The organism is Shewanella sp. HL-SH2 (assembly GCF_051164935.1).
Lineage (GTDB): Bacteria > Pseudomonadota > Gammaproteobacteria > Enterobacterales > Shewanellaceae > Shewanella > Shewanella glacialimarina.
The window spans coordinates 1,557,486-1,577,512 of record NZ_CP195035.1 but is presented as its reverse complement, the minus strand read 5'-3'; the positions used below and the strand labels follow the sequence as shown (position 1 = coordinate 1,577,512).

20 protein-coding genes are annotated in these 20,027 nt (G+C 40.7%); 3 read left to right on the top strand and 17 right to left on the bottom strand.

From position 1 onward, the window contains the following. Nucleotides 1-31: 31 nt before the first annotated feature. From dapB to dnaK, 6 genes are all read right to left on the bottom strand, one after another. A complete protein-coding gene (gene dapB / locus ACRWP9_RS06835; RefSeq protein WP_434928491.1) occupies nt 32-847 on the bottom strand; it encodes a 4-hydroxy-tetrahydrodipicolinate reductase in 816 nt (271 codons plus the stop codon). 112 nt (nt 848-959) lie between these two features. Continuing rightward, nucleotides 960-1,577: an FKBP-type peptidyl-prolyl cis-trans isomerase gene (locus ACRWP9_RS06830; RefSeq protein WP_226410806.1), complete on the bottom strand. Its 618-nt coding sequence runs from the start codon at nt 1,575-1,577 to the stop codon at nt 960-962. Nucleotides 1,578-1,666: 89 nt separating this feature from the next. Continuing rightward, nucleotides 1,667-2,473, bottom strand: coding sequence for a M48 family metallopeptidase (locus ACRWP9_RS06825; RefSeq protein WP_226410807.1), 807 nt, complete (start codon nt 2,471-2,473; stop codon nt 1,667-1,669). A gap of 173 nt (nt 2,474-2,646) precedes the next feature. Further along, the gene (locus tag ACRWP9_RS06820) at nt 2,647-3,906 is read right to left on the bottom strand and encodes a DEAD/DEAH box helicase (RefSeq protein WP_434928490.1); all 1,260 of its coding nucleotides are present in this window, start codon (nt 3,904-3,906) and stop codon (nt 2,647-2,649) included. Nucleotides 3,907-4,085: 179 nt separating this feature from the next. After that, nucleotides 4,086-5,216: a molecular chaperone DnaJ gene (dnaJ, locus tag ACRWP9_RS06815; protein ID WP_434928489.1), complete on the bottom strand. Its 1,131-nt coding sequence runs from the start codon at nt 5,214-5,216 to the stop codon at nt 4,086-4,088. 124 nt (nt 5,217-5,340) lie between these two features. Beyond that, a complete protein-coding gene (gene dnaK / locus ACRWP9_RS06810) occupies nt 5,341-7,260 on the bottom strand; it encodes a molecular chaperone DnaK (RefSeq protein WP_434928488.1) in 1,920 nt (639 codons plus the stop codon). 594 nt (nt 7,261-7,854) lie between these two features. Between dnaK and ACRWP9_RS06805 the strand changes: the two genes are divergently transcribed. Beyond that, nucleotides 7,855-8,169 (top strand): hypothetical protein, encoded by a 315-nt coding sequence (locus ACRWP9_RS06805; RefSeq protein WP_434928487.1) that lies wholly within the window; start codon nt 7,855-7,857, stop codon nt 8,167-8,169. Nucleotides 8,170-8,253: 84 nt separating this feature from the next. On the opposite strand, the gene ACRWP9_RS06800 is transcribed toward ACRWP9_RS06805, so the two are convergent. After that, nucleotides 8,254-8,424 (bottom strand): hypothetical protein, encoded by a 171-nt coding sequence (locus tag ACRWP9_RS06800; protein WP_434928486.1) that lies wholly within the window; start codon nt 8,422-8,424, stop codon nt 8,254-8,256. Nucleotides 8,425-8,682: 258 nt separating this feature from the next. Here ACRWP9_RS06800 and ACRWP9_RS06795 point away from each other — a divergent pair, with 258 nt between their 5' ends. Next, a complete protein-coding gene (locus ACRWP9_RS06795) occupies nt 8,683-9,027 on the top strand; it encodes a DUF3634 family protein (RefSeq protein ID WP_226410813.1) in 345 nt (114 codons plus the stop codon). 146 nt (nt 9,028-9,173) lie between these two features. Here ACRWP9_RS06795 and ACRWP9_RS06790 read toward each other — a convergent pair whose 3' ends face one another. The 10 genes from ACRWP9_RS06790 to ACRWP9_RS06745 form a co-directional block, all read right to left on the bottom strand. Continuing rightward, entirely contained in the window at nt 9,174-9,758 is a 585-nt protein-coding gene (locus tag ACRWP9_RS06790) for a DUF3833 domain-containing protein (RefSeq protein ID WP_434928485.1), read from the bottom strand. After that, nucleotides 9,755-10,405 carry a chalcone isomerase family protein gene (locus ACRWP9_RS06785; RefSeq protein ID WP_434928484.1) on the bottom strand — a complete coding sequence of 217 codons (651 nt, stop codon included), beginning with the start codon at nt 10,403-10,405 and terminating at the stop codon, nt 9,755-9,757. The genes ACRWP9_RS06790 and ACRWP9_RS06785 overlap by 4 nt, the downstream gene beginning before the upstream one ends. 32 nt (nt 10,406-10,437) lie before the next feature. Next, on the bottom strand, nt 10,438-10,989 hold the full coding sequence (locus ACRWP9_RS06780) for a DUF2878 domain-containing protein (RefSeq protein ID WP_434928483.1): 552 nt from the start codon (nt 10,987-10,989) through the stop codon (nt 10,438-10,440). A 55-nt stretch (nt 10,990-11,044) separates the two neighbouring features. Continuing rightward, nucleotides 11,045-12,283, bottom strand: a complete 1,239-nt coding sequence (locus tag ACRWP9_RS06775) for a class I SAM-dependent methyltransferase (protein WP_434928482.1) — start codon at nt 12,281-12,283, stop codon at nt 11,045-11,047. 102 nt (nt 12,284-12,385) lie between these two features. Further along, complete coding sequence (locus ACRWP9_RS06770; RefSeq protein ID WP_434928481.1) at nt 12,386-13,204, bottom strand: DUF1365 domain-containing protein; 819 nt, start codon at nt 13,202-13,204, stop codon at nt 12,386-12,388. Continuing rightward, the gene (locus ACRWP9_RS06765; RefSeq protein WP_434928480.1) at nt 13,201-14,469 is read right to left on the bottom strand and encodes an NAD(P)/FAD-dependent oxidoreductase; all 1,269 of its coding nucleotides are present in this window, start codon (nt 14,467-14,469) and stop codon (nt 13,201-13,203) included. The genes ACRWP9_RS06770 and ACRWP9_RS06765 overlap by 4 nt, the downstream gene beginning before the upstream one ends. Before the next feature lie 66 nt (nt 14,470-14,535). After that, nucleotides 14,536-15,303: an SDR family NAD(P)-dependent oxidoreductase gene (locus ACRWP9_RS06760; RefSeq protein ID WP_434928479.1), complete on the bottom strand. Its 768-nt coding sequence runs from the start codon at nt 15,301-15,303 to the stop codon at nt 14,536-14,538. Nucleotides 15,304-15,307: 4 nt separating this feature from the next. After that, nucleotides 15,308-15,781, bottom strand: coding sequence for a nuclear transport factor 2 family protein (locus tag ACRWP9_RS06755; RefSeq protein WP_226410821.1), 474 nt, complete (start codon nt 15,779-15,781; stop codon nt 15,308-15,310). Nucleotides 15,782-16,016: 235 nt separating this feature from the next. Beyond that, complete coding sequence (locus ACRWP9_RS06750) at nt 16,017-17,399, bottom strand: ammonia-forming cytochrome c nitrite reductase subunit c552 (protein WP_434928478.1); 1,383 nt, start codon at nt 17,397-17,399, stop codon at nt 16,017-16,019. Nucleotides 17,400-17,422: 23 nt separating this feature from the next. Then, nucleotides 17,423-18,634: an NnrS family protein gene (locus tag ACRWP9_RS06745; protein WP_434928477.1), complete on the bottom strand. Its 1,212-nt coding sequence runs from the start codon at nt 18,632-18,634 to the stop codon at nt 17,423-17,425. 469 nt (nt 18,635-19,103) lie between these two features. Between ACRWP9_RS06745 and ACRWP9_RS06740 the strand changes: the two genes are divergently transcribed. Then, on the top strand, nt 19,104-19,805 hold the full coding sequence (locus ACRWP9_RS06740; RefSeq protein ID WP_434928476.1) for a haloacid dehalogenase type II: 702 nt from the start codon (nt 19,104-19,106) through the stop codon (nt 19,803-19,805). Nucleotides 19,806-20,027 lie beyond the last annotated feature (222 nt).

Here is a 20,027-nt window from a genome sequence, read left to right as displayed (position 1 = left end):
AAAACCACCATATCGAATGGTGGTTTTTAATTTAATCATTTAGTCCAAGGACCTGCTGCATATCATACAGACCCGGATTTTGATCATATAGCCAGTAAGCCGCACGCATTGCGCCATTGGCGAATGTCATTCGGCTTGATGCTTTATGAGTTATTTCTAAACGCTCACCAATATCAGCAAACATTGCGGTATGTTCACCGACTAGATCACCTGCACGAATCGTTGAGAAACCAATGGTGTCACGCGAACGTTCACCAGTAATACCTTCGCGGCCATAAACGGCACACTTCTCAAGATCGCGTCCAAGGGTATTGGCGATCACTTCACCCATTTTAAGTGCAGTGCCAGATGGCGCATCTTTCTTAAAACGGTGATGACCTTCAATGATCTCAATATCGGTATAATCACCCATCACTTCTGCAGCAAGCTCTAACAACTTCCACATCAAGTTAACGCCAACTGACATATTAGGCGCAAATACCACTGGGGTTTGCTCTGCATATGCACCAATAAGCTCTTTTTGAGCATGGTTGAATCCAGTTGTACCTAATACAATGGCTTTGCGATTACGAGCACACCAGTCAAGGTGAACAATTGAGGCTTCAGGTGAGGTAAAATCGATTAGCACATCAAAGTTATCAGCCACACTGTCAAGTGAATCAGTAATGGCAACATCCATTGAACCTACGCCAGCCAGTTCACCGGCATCAACACCAATTAAGGTCGAGCCTGAACGTTCTATTGCCGCGCCAAGACGGATAACTTCTTGATGTTTAGCTGACTCAATTAATGTGCGACCCATACGGCCACTGGCACCCACAACGGCGACTCTTACTTTTGCAGTCATATGTTCTCCCAGTGAAAGCTTAATCAACATCTCACATTTGATATTGAGGCTTAATACAAAAATTTGGCTATATACAAAAACGCCTAAGTCATCTTAGGCGTTTTTATGATTATTAGAGAATGTCTAACAATTCAACTTCAAACACTAATGCAGTGTATGGAGGAATAGATGCACCAGCACCACGCTCGCCATAAGCTAAGTGATGTGGGACAAATAGCTTAAGCTTAGTGCCTACAGGCATAAGTTGTAATGCTTCAGTCCAGCCAGCAATAACGCCAGATACAGGGAATTCAGCAGGTTGACCACGAGTCACAGAACTGTCGAATACTTCACCATTGATGAAAGTACCGTGGTAGTGAGTGCGAACTGTTGAGTCAAACGTTGGCTTTTCGCCTTCGCCTTGAACTAGTACTTCATATTGAAGACCAGATTCAGTTACTGTTACGCCATCACGTTTAGCATTATCAGCTAAAAATGCATCAGCTTCTGCAGTTGCATTTTCTGCAGCAGCTTCTTGTGCAGCTTGTAAACGACGGCTAATTTCAGTAAAAGCAGTTTGCAAGTCTTCCATAGACACTTGGCTTTCTTTTCCTGAAAACGCATCAGCTAAACCAGCTTGAACAGCAGGGATATCAATTCCTTCAAAAGGATTGGCAGCGAGTTGCTCACCCATTTGACGACCTACACCATAACTTGCATGCTGCTCCATTGTGCTGAACACATCTGACATAATTTCTTTCTCTCATTGATCAAATAAAAATTTGCACGGAGTCTATCACATTTAATTCGTCCATGCTGTGAAAAAGCCTCACAATTGGGCTATTTTGAGCCATTGATTTTACACTCAGCCAAAGACTGTTTTCTAGCTTGAGTATAAAGTGGCATCGCTTGAGTTTGTGCTGCTTGTAAGTCTTCAATTCGACTGCTGTGTGAAGGATGCGTTGACAATAGCTCAGGCCCTTGCGCGCCTCCGGCTTTGGCCATGTTTTGCCACAAGGTGATACTTTGTGCTGGGTTAAAGCCCGCTTTAGCCATTAGCTCAAGGCCAACGATATCAGCCTCTGATTCTTGACTACGGCCAAAGGGTAATATAATGCCTACTTTAGCGCCTAAGCCAAGCCCTGCCATATATAAATCTTTATTGGCAATACCAGATGCACCGATTGCAGCATCAGCAGCTTGCATTCCTAAACCGGTAAGCTGAGCACGGGACACTTGCTCATTACTATGTTGCGCTAATACATGTGCCACTTCGTGCCCCATCACTGTTGCTAGCTGATCTTGATTAGCTGCAACATTTAATAAACCGGTGTACACACCAATATGGCCACCCGGCAATGCAAAAGCATTCACTTGATCAGAGTCAAACAATACCACTTCCCATTGTTGGCTTTGATCCGGTAGTACTGCGGTAATGCGTTTAGCGATGCAATTCACGTAAGCGGTTTTGTTTTTATCTTTACTTATTTTTTGGTCTTGCTTCATGGTTTCAAAAGACTGTGCCCCCATTTGCTGCATTTGAGCATCTGAAAACAGCAAGGTTTGGCTTCTGCCTGTGGGTGATTTTGTACTAACACATCCAACCAATAAAGTTGAAATCGCCGCTGCAAGTATGAGTTGCTTCATATTTTCATCCTTTAAATTAAACTAATAATAGCTAGGGTCTGTTTTCGCTCTGGTGATGTTAAACCAGCATTGCATAAACGACCATGACGTTAAATAATTGTCCTTGCAGCCCATTGTGACTTGCAAATAGCCGCGTGACATGTCGTTGAGTTTTGGGCCTCAAAAAATATCGCTTATTGTGCTGATTTTCTTTTAGAAAAATCGCCAGCCCCTCGTTTACTTGCGGTGCGCCGATTCGCTTTTTTATCTCGAGGAGCACGCTTGCTGGTCGAATTTGTGACTAGGTCTGTCACCGGAAAGTCTGCCAACGTAGTCAATGGTAAAACGTGACCCGTTAATTGCCGAATAGCCTCTAAACTGACTAATTCTAAGTGACTCACCAAAGACAAGGCCACACCACTTAGCCCAGCCCTTGCGGTGCGGCCAATACGATGAACGTACACCTCAGCTTGGTTTGGTAAATCAAAATTAATTACTACGGGCAAAGCATCGATATGAATACCACGCGCCATTACATCTGTAGCCACTAACACACTCAGTTGCTGGGTTTTAAAATCGTTCAATGTTTGGCTGCGTAACGCTTGATCTTTATCACCGTGCAGTGCTGCTGCGTTAATACCCGCTTTAAGTAATTTTCGACACAAAGCATCGGCATCATCTTTAGCATTAACAAATACCAAAACCTGCGACCAATGGTGCAACTTAATCTGTTCGATCAGTATTTTTGCTTTACTGCCTTTATTGACGTGATAAATCGTTTGGCTAATATCTTCTACCGCGCTATTTAAGGCATTAGCCTCTAAGCGTATTGTTGATGATGACAACACAGTCTTCACCAACTCATCTAACGTTGCAGGCATAGTTGCCGAAAACATTAGCGTTTGCCTTTTAGGCATAAGTGCCAGTAGCGCATTAATATCGGCAATAAAGCCCATATCTAATAATCTGTCGGCTTCATCGAACACGACACATTGTAGCTGTTCAAATTGAATAACACCTTGCTGTGCTAGCGCTAATAATCGCCCCGGTGTAGCAACAATCAATTCTGCAGGGGATGTAAGTCGCTCAACTTGTTGGGTTATATCTTCACCACCACATAAGGCATCCACTCGTAAGTCGACGGCTTGCGCTAATGGGGTTAAATTTTGACAAACTTGCGCCGCTAACTCTCTAGTCGGTGCAATAATTACGGCTAATATATTGGGTGTTTGCTGACCTAACTTTGATGTGCCACTTTGTAATGCCGCAATACGATGCAATATGGGTAAACCAAAAGCATAGGTTTTACCACTGCCCGTTTGCGCCAATGCCAGTACATCTTTACCGCTCAAAATAGCGGGAATAGCCTGTTTTTGTATTGCACTAGGTTCAATCACCAAGGAAGGTAATGATTTAACGAGTTTAGGATTGAGCGTAAATAATGAAAAACCCATGCGGTATCGCCTAATTTTCTGTGGCTAAAGTTAACATTCGTCGTAATGATAACGCGCTAACAACAAACTCAATACGCATATTGAGTTTCAATAAAAAAAGGCTGTTTACCCAAAGTAAACAGCCTTTAACTTAGAAACCTATTTATCTAACCTACCTTAATAGGGCTCCATAATAACGATTAGCTGTTCAAGTCTTGGAAGAACTTTTTCACACCATCAAAGAAACCTTCAGCTTTAGGGCTATGTTTTTTTGACTCGCCTGTTAAGGTTGCCTCAAACTCACGCAATAACTCTTTTTGCTTATCGTTTAAGTTAACCGGTGTTTCCATCACCACTTTACACAGTAAATCACCTACTGCATGGCTACGTACCGACTTAACCCCTTTACCGCGTAAACGGAACATGCGGCCAGTTTGGGTTTCGGTAGGAATTTTAAGGCTGACTTTACCGTCAAGTGTTGGCACTTCAATCTCACCGCCTAAGGCAGCTTTGCTGAATGAAATAGGCACTTCACAGTAGAGGTTATTTGCATCTCGAGTGAAAATATTGTGTTCACGTACACTGACCTGAACATATAAATCACCCGGAGGAGCACCAAACTCGCCCGCTTCACCCTCACCGGTTAAGCGAATTCTGTCACCAGTATCAACACCTGCAGGGATCTTAACCGACAATGTTTTGCTCTTTTCAACACGGCCTTCACCATGACACTTGCTACAAGGGTCTTTGATGATTTTACCGCGACCTTGACACGTTGGACAGGCCTGTTGAACGGCAAAGAAGCCTTGGCGCATTTGCACCTGGCCTTGACCATGACAAGTGCCACATGTGGTTGCCTTAGTACCAGCTTTTGCTCCGCTGCCATCACATAAGTCACAAGCGGCTAATGTTGGAATGCGCAGTTCTTTGGTTAAGCCACGTACCGCTTCTTCAAGTGATAATTCTAAGTTGTAACGTAAGTCACTACCGCGCGCCGCTTGGCGCTGACCGCCACCACGACGACCTCCGCCAAAGATATCGCCAAATACATCACCGAAAATATCGCCAAAGTCACCTTGTCCACCATGACCGCCGCCGCGATTAGGGTCAACACCAGCATGACCAAATTGATCATAAGCGGCTTTTTTGTCGCTATCGGTTAAAATTTCGTAGGCTTCTTTAACTTCTTTAAAGCTTGCTTCTGCCGCTTTATCGCCTGGATTGCGATCAGGGTGAAATTTCATCGCTAAACGCTTGTAGGCTTTTTTAATTTCACGTTCACTGACATCACGACTGACACCAAGAACCTCGTAAAAATCACGCTTTGACATAGTGTTTTGCTTCTCGAAGGTTTGCTTAAAATTGATTAAGTATGATTGTGCAAACGGGCGTTAGAGGTAAGCCTCAACGCCCGCTTTATATTAACTAGTTGCTTTTGCTATCAAAAGTAACTAATTATTTTTTGTCGTCTTTCACTTCTTCAAACTCAGCGTCAACAACATCATCAGCAGGGTCTTGTTTGCCAGCGTCAGTTGCTTGGTCTGCTCCGCCTTGCGCTTGCGCCTTAGCTTGTGCAATTTCCATTAACTTAGCTGAAGCTTCGATAAGCGCTTGAGTTGATTTATCAATGGCTTCTTTATCGTTGCTTTTCACTGCTGCATCAACATCAGCAATTGCTGCTTCGATTTTCTCTTTATCTTCCGCTGGTAAATCATCACCCGCTTCAGTCACTTGTTTCTTAGTTGAATGCACTAAACCATCAGCTTGGTTACGTGCTTGCACTAATTCTTCAAACTTGGCATCTTCATCAGCGTGAGCTTCTGCATCACGAACCATTTGCTCAACTTCTTCATCGGTTAGACCAGAGTTAGCTTTAATGGTGATGTTTTGTGCTTTACCGGTTTTCTTGTCAGTAGCAGATACTTTTAAGATACCGTCAGCATCAATATCAAACGCTACTTCAATTTGTGGTTGACCACGTGGTGCAGCGCCAATACCGTCTAGGTTAAATTGACCTAAAGACTTGTTGTAGCTAGCTTGCTTACGCTCACCTTGAAGTACGTGAATCGTCACTGCACTTTGGTTGTCATCAGCGGTTGAGAACGTTTGGCTCGCTTTAGTCGGGATAGTGGTGTTCTTCTCGATAAGCTTAGTCATTACGCTACCCATGGTTTCAATACCAAATGATAACGGGGTTACGTCAAGTAGTAGTACGTCTTTCACTTCACCAGAAAGAACACCTGCTTGAATTGCAGCGCCTACAGCAACAGCTTCATCTGGGTTAACGTCTTTACGTGGCTCTTTGCCGAAGAAGTTTGTAACCGCTTCTTGCACTTTAGGCATACGAGTTTGACCACCCACTAAGATAACTTCGTTGATGTCTGATATTGATAAATCAGCATCAGCTAAAGCAACTTTTAGTGGCTCTAAAGTACGTTGGATTAAGTCTTCAACTAATGACTCTAACTTAGCACGAGTGATTTTAACCACTAAATGCTTAGGACCTGTTGCATCAGCTGTGATGTAAGGTAAGTTAACTTCTGTTGTATTAGTGCTAGATAATTCGATTTTCGCTTTTTCAGCAGCTTCTTTAAGACGTTGCATTGCTAATGGATCTTTACGAAGATCTAAGCCCTGATCTTTCTTAAACTCATCCGCAAGGTAATTAATTAAACGGTTGTCAAAGTCTTCACCACCTAAGTGAGTGTCACCATTGGTAGCAAGTACTTCGAAAGTTTGATCGCCATCGTTGCTGTCGATTTCAATGATAGAGATATCAAAAGTACCACCACCTAAATCGTATACTGCAACAACGTTGTCGCCTTGCTTCTTATCAATACCGTAAGCTAATGCAGCCGCTGTTGGCTCGTTGATAATACGTTTAACATCAAGACCCGCTATACGGCCAGCATCTTTAGTCGCTTGACGTTGTGAATCGTTAAAGTAAGCAGGAACAGTAATAACCGCTTCAGTCACTTCTTCACCTAAAAAGTCTTCTGCTGTCTTTTTCATCTTTTTCAAGATTTCTGCAGAAACCTGTGGTGGAGCCATTTTTTTACCACGTTGCTCAACCCATGCATCGCCATTATCTGCTGCGATAATCTTGAAAGGCATGATGTCAACATCGCGTTGAACTTCGTCATCTTTAAAACGACGGCCGATTAAACGCTTAATAGCAAAGAAAGTATTAGCAGGGTTAGTCACTGCTTGGCGTTTTGCAGGCGAGCCTACAATTGTTTCATCATCGGTATAAGCAACGATAGAAGGTGTTGTACGATCGCCTTCTGCGTTTTCAAGTACGCGTGCTTTGCCGCCATCAAGGACTGCCACACATGAATTTGTTGTGCCTAAGTCGATACCAATAATTTTGCCCATGAGGTCCTCCGGAAATTGACGTTATTCGTCAGTAAATTTGTTGTCTGGTATGGATATGGGGGTAAGCCAAACGGTTTTCAAGTATCTATTAACTTAATAGCCTTGACTTATATATCGCCCAAATCTTTCTTAACACTTTATATAGGGGCGCAAATTTCATTTACAAGGGGAAGTGAAAAAATTTATGCCGCTTTGCTAATATTAATGACAACAATATCCACTAATACTCAATAAAACACACAATGCTCGAATAGATATACCAACTGTAATGAAATAGAAAACAGTAAAAATCAGAGAAACAATCTAAACAATAAACAAAAACGCTTACTGCTGTGCTTTTCAGTAAACCTTTAGAATGAAATATTAGGATTTGGCTGTGACGGCGCATCTTTCAACTGCATTTGTTTGTTTCTCACTTTCCACTCCACAACTTGGCGTTTCCAGTCGTTATATTCTAGACAAACCTTGTAGTTGAAAAAATGACCAAATATTACTATAACTATATATCAGTAAGGCTAACTTAGCGTTAGCGACTTAATAACTTGATGGGTTGTGTACTGATGTAAATGGACTTTAATACAAGGAGCGATGGCAATGGGACTGCCTAGATGGAATTTATCAAATAAAGCGGAGCGTCGTTTTCGCATAATAGTATTGACTTCAGTTGCACTACTATTGCTCTATGAAAAAATTAATGGCTCAAGCTCAACTCAATATGCTGCCATGTATTTGTGTGTGTTTTCTTTAGTGGGGACTTTTTTGACAAATGCGATTCAGCAACGTTACTTCACTTATGTTACCGAATACGCCCAAGCAATTCGTATCGTCGCACTACTGATGATGCTGTGCTTTTTAGGTATTTGGCTATATATCACTTACCAGGAGCTCAGTCAGGCAAGTATTTCATGATTACCTCTTGAGGTGGTTGACCATTAAAATCAATAAAAAAGTCGATGTAAGCATCGACTTAATGCAATACCCACACAGTACAACTCATAACACAGGGGTTTTATTTTGTTGTAACTGTTGTTGAATACTTTTCCAGCCACTCGCTACTGACTCGAGGTTTTCACGACGTTCAGGGAACCGATTAGCAAGATTACCCATTATAGTAATTTGCAATTCACATAACTCGTTCCAACGCTTAGCATTTGATATCGACATGACATTATCCTTAATAAAATAACAATCCATTTAACTAGTTTGAATTCAACTTACATCTGCCACTAATAAGTTGCATTACAGAGTGTAGACTAAAAATACATCAACCGTAACCAAACTGTAACATGAGTTTTTTTCAACCATACGACTCACCCCATGGAATAATTTTGCTACGACTCACGTTTTGATAAAAAAGATTGCACCGAAACAAATCGGGCGTATCTTTAATATATAAATAACAAAGATTAAAGGACGCACGATATGGTAGAAACGTTATTAAAGATTTTATTTATTGGCGTGTTTTTTTTCATTGCCTACAAGCTGATTTTTTCAGGCAAGAAAGGGTTAACACTATTTGAAATGCACTTTAAGCAAGGTCGATTAAATCGACATAAAGGTAAAATCCCAGAAAAATTTGAGCGAGAATGTCGCTCCTTTGCCAAAGAGCATAAGCTGACCTGTACAATAAGAGCAGAAAGAGATAATCAAGTAAGGCTGCATGTCTCTGCCAACATAGGTGATGATCTCACCCAGCAAATTCGCAATGTCTTTCCCTTTGAATACTATGACCGCAAACAGGTTGATAACAGTAAGTTAAAAGGCTAAGCAGATGACACAACCTAGAATAGTGAATAAGCAAACATTGTTGTCTAAATGATTAAAATTCACTATTTTAGGAAAGTGATACTGAGTTTAGAAAAGTGACACTCAGTGTCAGTGTTGTAACAGAACCATAGCTTGAATAATCCCAATTACTGCTTTTGAATCACTAATGTGACTGTGCCGACTGTAATACCAAATTTAATGATATCGCTTTTGTTAATAATGGTATTTTTATCCACTAAGAACATCCAATCATCAAATTCAACTTGATATTCACTACCATCCACCATGAGCTTCATATCATAGCGCCATCTAAGTGCGCTGCCATTAGCCTCGCCTGTAGCCACACCTAAAATATCATCTGCACGGCCTTCGAACTGACCATTACCTAAATCGGTTAAATACCAAATCCGTGTTTGCTTTTCACCGTCATCATAAATAAACCATTCTTTAAGTTCGCCTTGCTTGCCTTGTGGACTATCTTGCCAGCTGCCTTCCATTGTCACGGTGAACTTTCGTGTCACTTTACCGGAAAAATCTTGCACTATGCCTGAAGCGGTTAATTCACCGTCAAAAAAATCAACCAAATTTAACTCAGGTGTTGTACCTGCATAATCTTCAATTGAAGCGGACGAACAAGAAAACAAACTAAAACAAACAGTAATAACGGTTAAGGCTTTAACAGATGATTGAGCTTTACCCCAAAACGTATTCAAAAATGAAAGGTTAATCATTGAGTTGCTCCAATTAATTGTTGACGTAATTCAGGCTCAGTTGTGGTTTCAGACAACCAAATACCAATAAAAGCGGCACTAAACTCAGCATCCTCTAGCTGATAGAAAGACTTATCATTAAACAGAAACTCGGCTTGTTTATCATTGTGGATAATAAAGCTAAGTGTGTCGTTCTTTTTAACATCAGGCCAGGAAAGGGTTAAATGCTTTTTTATACGGTTAATCTCAGACTCTGTTAACCCATTAGCTTGCCACTGCTCAGTAGTTGCCTCAATGAGTTCTGCTGCACTTATATCGCGGTGATATTGAATGGCTAATTTAATTGGAAATTGCTGGGGCTGATAAGTGCCGTCAACTGAGTATAGTTTGGCTAAGTAAACATCAAACCACAAAACATCTAAATCAGCCTCGCCAACTTGGACAAGAGGCGGCAAAATAAACTGTTTGTCAGCAGATTGTGATTTAAGCAATTGAGTGGTTTGAATTAAATCTGATGCCGCCGTGTGACTTAAACTAGCCTGACTAATGTTAGCGTCGCCTAATGCCTTAACTGCCAAATCTGTAACATTATTGACATCTTCAGCATAAACCATATTCGCTGCGCTCAGTATCAATACAAAATTTGCAAGCTTACTTATACTTGACATATTTACCTACTCTGTACGCGTACATAGCACAGTTATCGTGATAACCGCGCCGCTATATGAAGTGATACGGGAAATAGTACTGACCAGATCACCGCAAGAATAATAGCTGAATGTGTCATCCCCAAAGGCAATATTACGGCATCAAACTTTGCCCCAGCAAGGTAACTTAAACAGCCAGAGACACCACCAATAATAACTTGAACAGGCAGGTTGAATTTATGTGCAAAACCTAAGCTTACATTTAATGTCAGTGAAAAATATCCCCAAAGCAGTAATAACCACCATGGCGTTGATGCAAAAACAAATACACCAGAATAAGTTAACCCAACATCGACAGCTGCGCCAAGTGCTGTAATAACTAGTAGGATAAGTACATCGACGCGTTTTTGATCTGATAATAGAAAATGTAATCCAATCAGCATCAATGATACTAAGATGAACTGGTTTTGATATAAGACTCCCAGCCACCATATCGCTTGAAAGCTAACTGCGTTCAGCAGTATTTTTTTAAAAGCCGTTGTTTTATTAGCTACAACGGGGTCAGCTAAACTGAGCCGTGAAGAGGATGAAATAGATTTTTTCATGACACCCTCATTTATATAATACGTAATCTGAACAAGTTAGCTAACAACAAAAATATTAGCTTTTTCGATAGCCAGGTCTTACCGCGGTTAAATGTACTGTACTGGTGGCGCGCTCTAAGAAACCACCTTCACAGTAGCTTAAGTAAAACTTCCACATTCTAATAAAATCATCACCGTATCCAAGTTTGGTAATGGTACTTTTGGCCATATCAAAATTATCATGCCAATGTTTTAGGGTACGCGCATAATCAAGGCCGATGTCATCTAATGACCAAATAACCATGTCGGTTTTATTGGCTATATGACGGGACATTTCACTGATCGAGGGTAAACAGCCACCAGGGAAAATATAACGCTGGATAAAATCAACACTTTTGCGATAGCTATTGTAGCGCTGATCGGCAATGGTAATGGCTTGAATTAATAAACGCCCTTCAGGTTTAAGCATATGCTGTAGCTTTTCAAAAAAGCCCGGTAAATACTCATGCCCCACAGCCTCAATCATTTCAATTGACACCACGCGATCATACACCCCGGTGAGTTCACGATAGTCCTGTTTTAACAAGGTGACCTTGTCTAATAAGCCTTCACTTTTTACCCGAGATAAAGCGTAATCATATTGCGCATCTGAAATCGTTGTTGTGGTCACTAACACGCCATAATGCTTAGCTGCGTAAATTGCCAGTGCGCCCCATCCAGTGCCTACCTCTAATAAGGTTTGCCCTGGTTTTAAATCTAAACGCTGACATATGGTATCTAGCTTGTGCAATTGCGCCTCAGCTAGACTGGCATCATTTGCTGGATAAATTGCGCTGGAATACATCATTTCTGGGTCTAAAAACTGCTGATACATATCATTACCCAAATCATAATGGGCTAAGATATTGCGTTTTGAACCGGCTTGCGAATTTCGATTAAATATATGCTTAACGCGGTTTAGGCCATTACTTAACCAAGAGAAGTAACGTTCAATATTATCAAGCAAGGCTAAATTTCTGGCAAAAATTTGCACTACTTTCGTTAAATCAGGGCTAGACCAATGACCTTGAATATAAGCTTCACCTGCACCAATTGAACCACCAAATACTACCTGACGATAAAAACCTGGGTGTAACACTTGCATGGTGGCGTGAATGTCGCTTTCTGGATGACCAAATACATGCGATTGTGACGCATCAACAATCGTTAATTGCCCTTCAGCTAGATGAGCCAGTGCTCGTAATAAAATCTTTTTAGCCAAACTGTCTGATAACGTAGCTTGAGCAATACTTGTACCGGTTGCGGCATTATCCATGCTGGCACTCCATTCAAATTAAAAAATTAGCTTCAAATTTATAATATTAAGGGCTAATACGTACTGAGTACACATTTGGTTTACTTGAACTGCTGATTGTTTTCATGTGGGCACTTGTTTGGTTTGCTTGCCCACAAAAGGAATACGTTTGATAAATAGTTTTAAAGCTTGCCAATAAATACCCAAGACAATTTTGGCTGTCATGGCTGGGTACCCCAACATGAAGCGCTTAATATTTGGCGCAGTAAATGACATTCTTTTTAAGGCTATTGTGGCATCAAATAGCTTTTCATTAGCACTATTACGATTCTCAATGGTCACTTTAAGGCGTTTCTGCGGCGGTAAAATACGCCATAAATAGTGCATATCTAAGGTCATAAAAGGTGATACATGGAAAACTTTATCAGTGTGAGTGGTGTTCACTAAATCAATTAGATAGCAATGACGCTCATTCCACGGGGTGTTGCTGACTTCAGCCAGCATATAAAGTGGAGTCTTATCTTGATAACAAAAGAAAAAATTAACTGGACTGAAGTAAAAGCCAAAATGACGAATTTGGCCACAAAACACCACTCTGTTACAGCTTTGTTGAGCACCTAGCTTTTGTATTGTGACCAATGCACGCTGCTTTAATGCCTCAATTGCACTGAGCTTTTCAATGTTTAAACCTGAGGTAAAGTCCTCCCCAAATTGTTGACCAAGGCTTTTAAGATAATCATCGGCTTTAAAGGTGAGTAGTGCATTTTTTTCAGCAAACAACTTATTGGTGTTCACCAATGTTGGTAACTCGTCTAAATCTAATGCCATCATAGCTATGTTATAACCAAAGCTATGGCGTTTTGGCACATGGCGTCTATGGCTGATATTGCCATAGTAAATGCCACTGTTTAACGCCATATCGTCAGTTATCATTGCGGTCATAAACTGATCTCAAATTGATTACACACATCAACTGCGCTTCTCACGCCATCCTCATGGAAACCGTTATACCAATAGGCACCCGCAAAGTAAGTATGTCGTTTACCTGATATAAGCTCACGCTTTGATTGCGCTTGCATACTGGCTTCATTGAAAACTGGGTGAGCGTAATTAAATTTACGCAATATTTTACTTTCATCAATCAAGCCAGTTTGATTCAAGGTCACACAAAAAGTCGGTGCTCCCTTGGGCAAACATTGTAAAATATTCATATTGTAGGTAACACTGGCGGGTCTGTCGCCCATAGGCACTTTATCATCACCGTCTAAACGATAGTTCCAACTTGCCCAAGCCGCTTTACGTTTGGGTAGCAAAGTAATATCAGTATGTAGCACTACTTCATTATTTTGGTATTCCATGGCAGACAACACTTCATGCTCATCTTTGCTTGCATCACTGAGCATAGCTAATGCCTGGTCGCTGTGACACGCCAATATAACGTCATCAAATTGCAGCCACTCGCCATTCAATACTTGAACTTTTACGCCTTCATCATTTCGACAAACAGCCGTTACTGGGCTATTTAACAGAATATTATTCTTAAAAGGTTCAATAAGCTTAGGAATATAGCTACGCGAACCACCTTTCAATACCGACCATTGCGGACGGTCACTGATATTAAGCAAGCCATGGTGCTGGAAGAAACGAATAAAAAATCGTAACGCAAAGGCGCGCATATCATTAATACTGGCAGACCAAATGGCTGCACCCATTGGTAGAATATAATGTTCACAGAAAAATGGGCTAAAATTATGTTTATCGAGATATTCACCTAAACTCATTACAGGATAGGTATCTGACTCATAAATGGCTTTGCAATCGTTATTAAAACGTACTATTTCAGCTAGAAAACGATAAAAATCAGCTTTGAAAATGTTACGTCTTTGGGCAAACATACTCCATAGGGTATGACCATTGTATTCAAGCCCAGTGAAAGCATTGTGTACACTAAAGCTCATCTGTGTCGGTAATGACTCAACCCCAAGCTTTGCCATTAACTTTTCAAATCTTGGGTAGGTGCGATCATTAAAAACAATAAAACCAGTGTCAATAGCGTAGCTCTTTTTGTCTACCTCGACATCAACCGTAGCTGTGTGTCCGCCAATATAATCATTGGCTTCAAAAACAGTTACCTTGTGCTTACTGCTGAGTAAATGTGCACAGGTTAAACCCGATATGCCGGTTCCTATCACCGCAATTTTTTTCATTCTTATTCCTATATGTACAAACTTGACGCTTTACTGTTAATTTGGGTATGTATTCAAAAGTGATTTTTATTTAACGGCTTTATCTGCAAGTAACTTGATAAGTGCTTTCTCAGGAAGCAAAGATAAACACTTGAGTATAAAGGTAAACCGCTTAGGAAAATGGATTTCGAACTTGCGCTGTGCCATCCCCTTAAAAATCCGTTCTGCTGCTTGCTCGCTACTGATTTGCATCGGCATAGCAAAATCATTTTTGGCGGTAAGCGGTGTGTCAACAAAACCAGGACAAATTACACTTACTCCAATATCAACACTGGGTTTAGCGGCCAAATCTAACCTTAAACTGCGGCCTAAATAACTTATTGCGGCTTTAGAAGCACCGTATGCCTCTGCCCTTGGAAAAGGTAAATAAGTTGCACTGGAGCTCATTAATCCTAATTGGCCGCCTTTGGTGAGCTGAGGTAAAAATGCGCTAATGCAATGTCCAACCGCAATCAGATTGGTAGTTATGACTCGACTAAAAAGCATGGCATCAAACTCAATAACATCGTCAATATACTCACAGGTTCCAGCATTTAAGATAACTTGGGTAAGCTGAAGCTGCTTATCTGCCAGGTACTGTTTCAGCGCAATACCTGCCTGATTAACTTGTTCAGGTTGAGTAATATCAAATGTTAAAAAATGACCCACATTTAAGCCCGCTAATACGGTTTCATTTCTACCACATGCGATGACATGGAAACCTTTAGCTGCGTAAAACTTAGCACTTGCTAAACCAATGCCCGATGTTGCTCCAGTTATCAGAACCGCTGATGATGAGGATTGATGATGGCTCATATTATTACCCCATTCTATTGTTTAATATGCGAATAACACCGCCAAGCATTGGCACATGCTGATAGAGCATCTGACCAGCATCAAAGTAATCTCTATGATAAAAAATAGTGTCGTTAAATTTTAATAGACTCATACCATCCACTTTAATGGTTTGCCCTTTATTCAATTTAGGGTGAGCATAGCTCATAGTCCAAAACAAAGATGCTTGCTGCTGGCAATCACTGACTATTATATGGGTTATGTCAAAATGTATATGGCTTACATTTTCGTATAAATTGGCAAAGTACTTGGTGAGTTGCTTTAATCCATTAACTTGATGCAAAGGGTCTTGAAATTGTATTTCGGCTGCATAAATTTCAGATAAGCGTTGCAAATTATTTTTATTCAACACCTGATAAAGCTCAATAAAGTGCTTAATAATCGCAGGTGACTGAGTAGCCGACACTGGCAATTCAGTCACTGTGGACGCTTCTGACATATAACACTCCGTTTGTATAACTAACATACTTACCATAAAGCCTACTGAATAAAAGCACAATGACTTTAGTGACAATCAGTTAGCGGGGATTTACTGTAAAAAAAGTTGCAGTAAAAAGATGATTTAGACATTGAATGTTACGTTTGGGAGTGGATAATAGATCAGTAAAAAAGCACTTAAGTCTCCTTAAGCGCTTTTATAGTCAAACTCAGTATATATAGAATTAGCGAAGTAACTACTCATATCCATGAAGAGCGACCGGTTGCCAATGTTTATCCACTTGTTGTTTGATAAAACTATCTTTGGCTTTTTGCGCCTCATCTTTATTAAATCCGATAGCGGCATGGGCTTTTTCTTTGGTGCTAATATCAGGGTAATCCACTTTATTAATGCCAAATTTTTGTAACACTACTGCTAATAACGTGCGGGATAAAGTGACTTGTTCAATCGCCTTATCAAGCAATGCATTCCCCTCTTCAGGGTTGTGAGCATACAAACCATGGGATGCCATGGCAAAGTCCCAGCGCCACTGGCCATGACGAATATTCATTATAGGATCATTCATTAGATCCCACGTAGCTCCCGCATCCCACGCAGCTTTTGCCTCAAAATGGGCTTTCACTAGCAAGCCTTCAACTTCACGTGCCTTGGCATTAATCAGTAGTTTATTTTTTAGCAGAGTTTGTGTGATGGCTTTCTGGCTACTGTGACAAGTTTTACAGGTACGATCAAAATTATTCAGGGCATTACCTACTTTATGATCGGTAAAATCATTGCCTTTATCATCGATTGTCGGTGGCATATGGCAGGTTATACATGTCACCCCTGCTTCAGCATGTTTACTGCGGCTCCAATGTTCAAACTCAGGATGGCGTGCTTTGAGCATAGGCGTTTTTGAAATGGGGTGGATCCATTCATAGAAGCGACGTGTGTCATAATATTTTTCAATGTCATCGACGGTGCTACCGAAAATCCACGGAATATTAACCTTATTACTACGCTCAGGCTGAAAGTAGTAAGTGACATGACATTGGCCACACACCTGAGCACCTTTCATACTGGTATTTTGCTTATCAAAAGGCAGTTTAATTTTAGCCATCGCATCCTGCGCGTGTGGCCTTGGCAATGCCAACTTAGCGCTTCCATCCTCATGACAGTCACTGCAATAAACGACTGACTTTATCTCAGTACCTAAATCAGTAAAATTAGCGCCAGAAAAACCTTCAATACCCATCTCTTCCATTAATCTGGGGGCGTCGGGTGTTTTACAAGTCCAGCAACTGGCTGAAAGCCCTTTCTGGCCTTCTTCTACTGACACACCAGTGCGTAATATATGCGCTACATCCGCTACCGCAAACTGGTGCCCACGGGGGCTATTATATTCTTTAGCAAAAGATGAACCGGCCCAAAGAATAATATTGGCCGGATAAGTAGCCAACATATCTTGTTTTTCTGTTTGCTCAGATGTGGCTAACCAAGTTTGATATTGACTAGGAAATCGAGTTTTATTCTGCTCGTCAACACTGATATCAGCCAAGGCTGTTAAGCTAAATAAAACCGTTATTAAAGTAGTTATCGCGATTTTGGTACCTTTTTTATTAACAATCTTAAATGACATAATTCACTCTTTCATTTGTGAGATTAACCTGGACGTCCGTCTAATCTAGGCTTGGTAAGAATCGGGGCATAATGCCAAACAAACATCCCAAAACTAATAAACCAACATGCTCCCGCCAACCATAACCAAGTCGAACTATATTGAGGGAGCCACAATGGCATTACCGCACGAAAAATTGCTGCTAAAGGAATGCCAATAAAGGCAAGCACCATATTTGGACCTTGATAAATATTGCGACTAGTGTGCCCTAGTGACACTCGAGATATCATCGACAAACATAATGATGCAATACCGCCAACCGCAAATAGATGCAATAAAGTGCGATACGCAAACTCATTATTAATTTGCCATGCCATAGCCAACAAAGTTGCCGGCAATGCCCAATATGAAACATGTAAAGACCACAACATAGGCTCTTTAAATGTTTTATGCCCTTTCCAGCGAGACACTCTTACCAATTGCAAAATGCCTGCACTGAGTAAAATGCCCTGTTCAATTTCACGGGGGAATAAATGGAACACAGATTGAACGAATAACAATCCCATCACGAGTAATAACGTTATCTCAAGTGCTTGAATGGGATCTGGCTTTGAATGTTGTAATTTCATTGCGGTAAAAAAAGGAATAACTCGACCGCCAACAATAGTTATTACCATCGCAAGCCACCAAATCATTGCCTGCCAAAGTTGAGTCGATAGAGAAAAGTTACGCTCGTATAAAGCATAATAGGTAACCAGATTAACCACTAATGCTACAACCAACATAATAGGGAAGCCGATATTACGCCATTGTTTAGCAGTATAAATACAACGCCATAAAGTTGCTGCGCTGATCCCTAAAAACAAGCTGTCAAACAATGCTGGCAGCCAAAGTGGAATATTGAATGGCAATAACAAGAGTAATCTTGCTGCCAACCAACAACCAAATGTGAGTGCCAGCACACCTCCTTTCATCGTAGGTTGGTTGGTCCAGGCTTGTGCTGCGGTTAATAAAAAACCACACACAATTGCCATAGCAAAGCCAAATAACATCTCATGTGGATGCCACCATAAAGGCACAACATTGGCCCAAAACTCACCATTAAATAAGCTGTACTGCGGTGTAAACCAACCCATCAGCCAGATTGGAATATATAAGGCAGCGACCACAGCACCACCTAAAAAAAATGGCCTAAAACCTAAACGCCAAATTGCAGGAGTGTTATCAGTGTCTGCTGGGTCATCAATATTTAACATTTATTGTCGCCTTAAGGTGTGTGCAAAACATAACATGTATAAAATATAAATCTTTAAATGAATTTTATGCTCATTAACGTGTTTGTTCAATAACAATAGTGACTCATTACCATAAAGCCTTTAAAAGTGTGATCTGGTTGGTGATCTGAATAGATAAGCCTGTTATTTAGATAAGTGATTTAACCACTCATTCAATACGGTAAAATTAGCGATGAATAACGAATGAATAATTAGATAGATTGCTATGACGACTGTGTACCCGATAACGCAGATAATGTTAATATGAACTTTATTTAGTTAACGCGCTCAATCAATTCTAGTGCATAGCCGTCCAGAAATGCTCACTGAACCAGTGTGAGTACACCACGCTTCAACAACAGTTTAATTAACGTTGTGAAAATATACTTAAAAATAAAGACCACTCACATAGAAGTTGTGGGTGACAAACATTGAACCAGGGATATTCAAAATGACAAAAACACTCGCATTTGATGTCTATGGGACTTTGATCGACACTCATGGTGTAGTGGCTTTATTGATCAAAATGTTCAAACAAAAAACATTAGAGCGCGAAACTGAGTCGGTAATTAAACAAGCTTATGCATTTAGCCAAACATGGCGAGATAAGCAACTTGAGTATTCTTTTAGACGCGGTTTAATGCAGCAATATAAAGAGTTCTCGATTTGCACTCGAGATGCACTGGAATACACTTGCCAGTTTCATACGATCCCGCTCACTAACAGTCAAAAATGCCAACTATTAGAAAGCTATCTGACTTTGCCAGCTTTTGATGACGTCGCGCCAGCTTTACAAACCCTAAAAGAAAAAGGCATTAGCCTGTTTGCGTTCTCTAATGGTGAATACTCTGCGGTCGAGTCGCTATTGAAAAACGCAAATATTTTAGCGTATTTTGAAGGTATTGTGAGCTGTGAAGCAATTATGACCTTTAAGCCTAATCCTGCGGTGTATGAATATTTCATTCAAACCACAAACTCAATGCAGAATGACGTTTGGCTTATATCCAGTAATTCTTTTGATATTCTTGGCGCGGCGGCATCTGGCTTTAAAACCGCTTGGGTGAAACGTTCACCACAAATGATATTTGATCCCTGGGGAGTATCGCCCACCCAAACGATTACTGATTTAGCCCAGTTAGATACGATAATTTAGCTTCAGTAAAATGTTTTCTTTAGTATCAGACGAATCATCACGCATACGCTGCCATCACAAGAAAACTTGCATCGCTAATCTCCTAATAATCTTTGGGATATTTAAGCTTAAGCTCAAGTATGACTTTAATGGGACTGAACTGAGTAGTTAGAGGTGACAAGCTTATTTTTAGATAAAAAAATCGGCATAGCCTAAACTATGCCGACGTTTAATTTAAGGTAA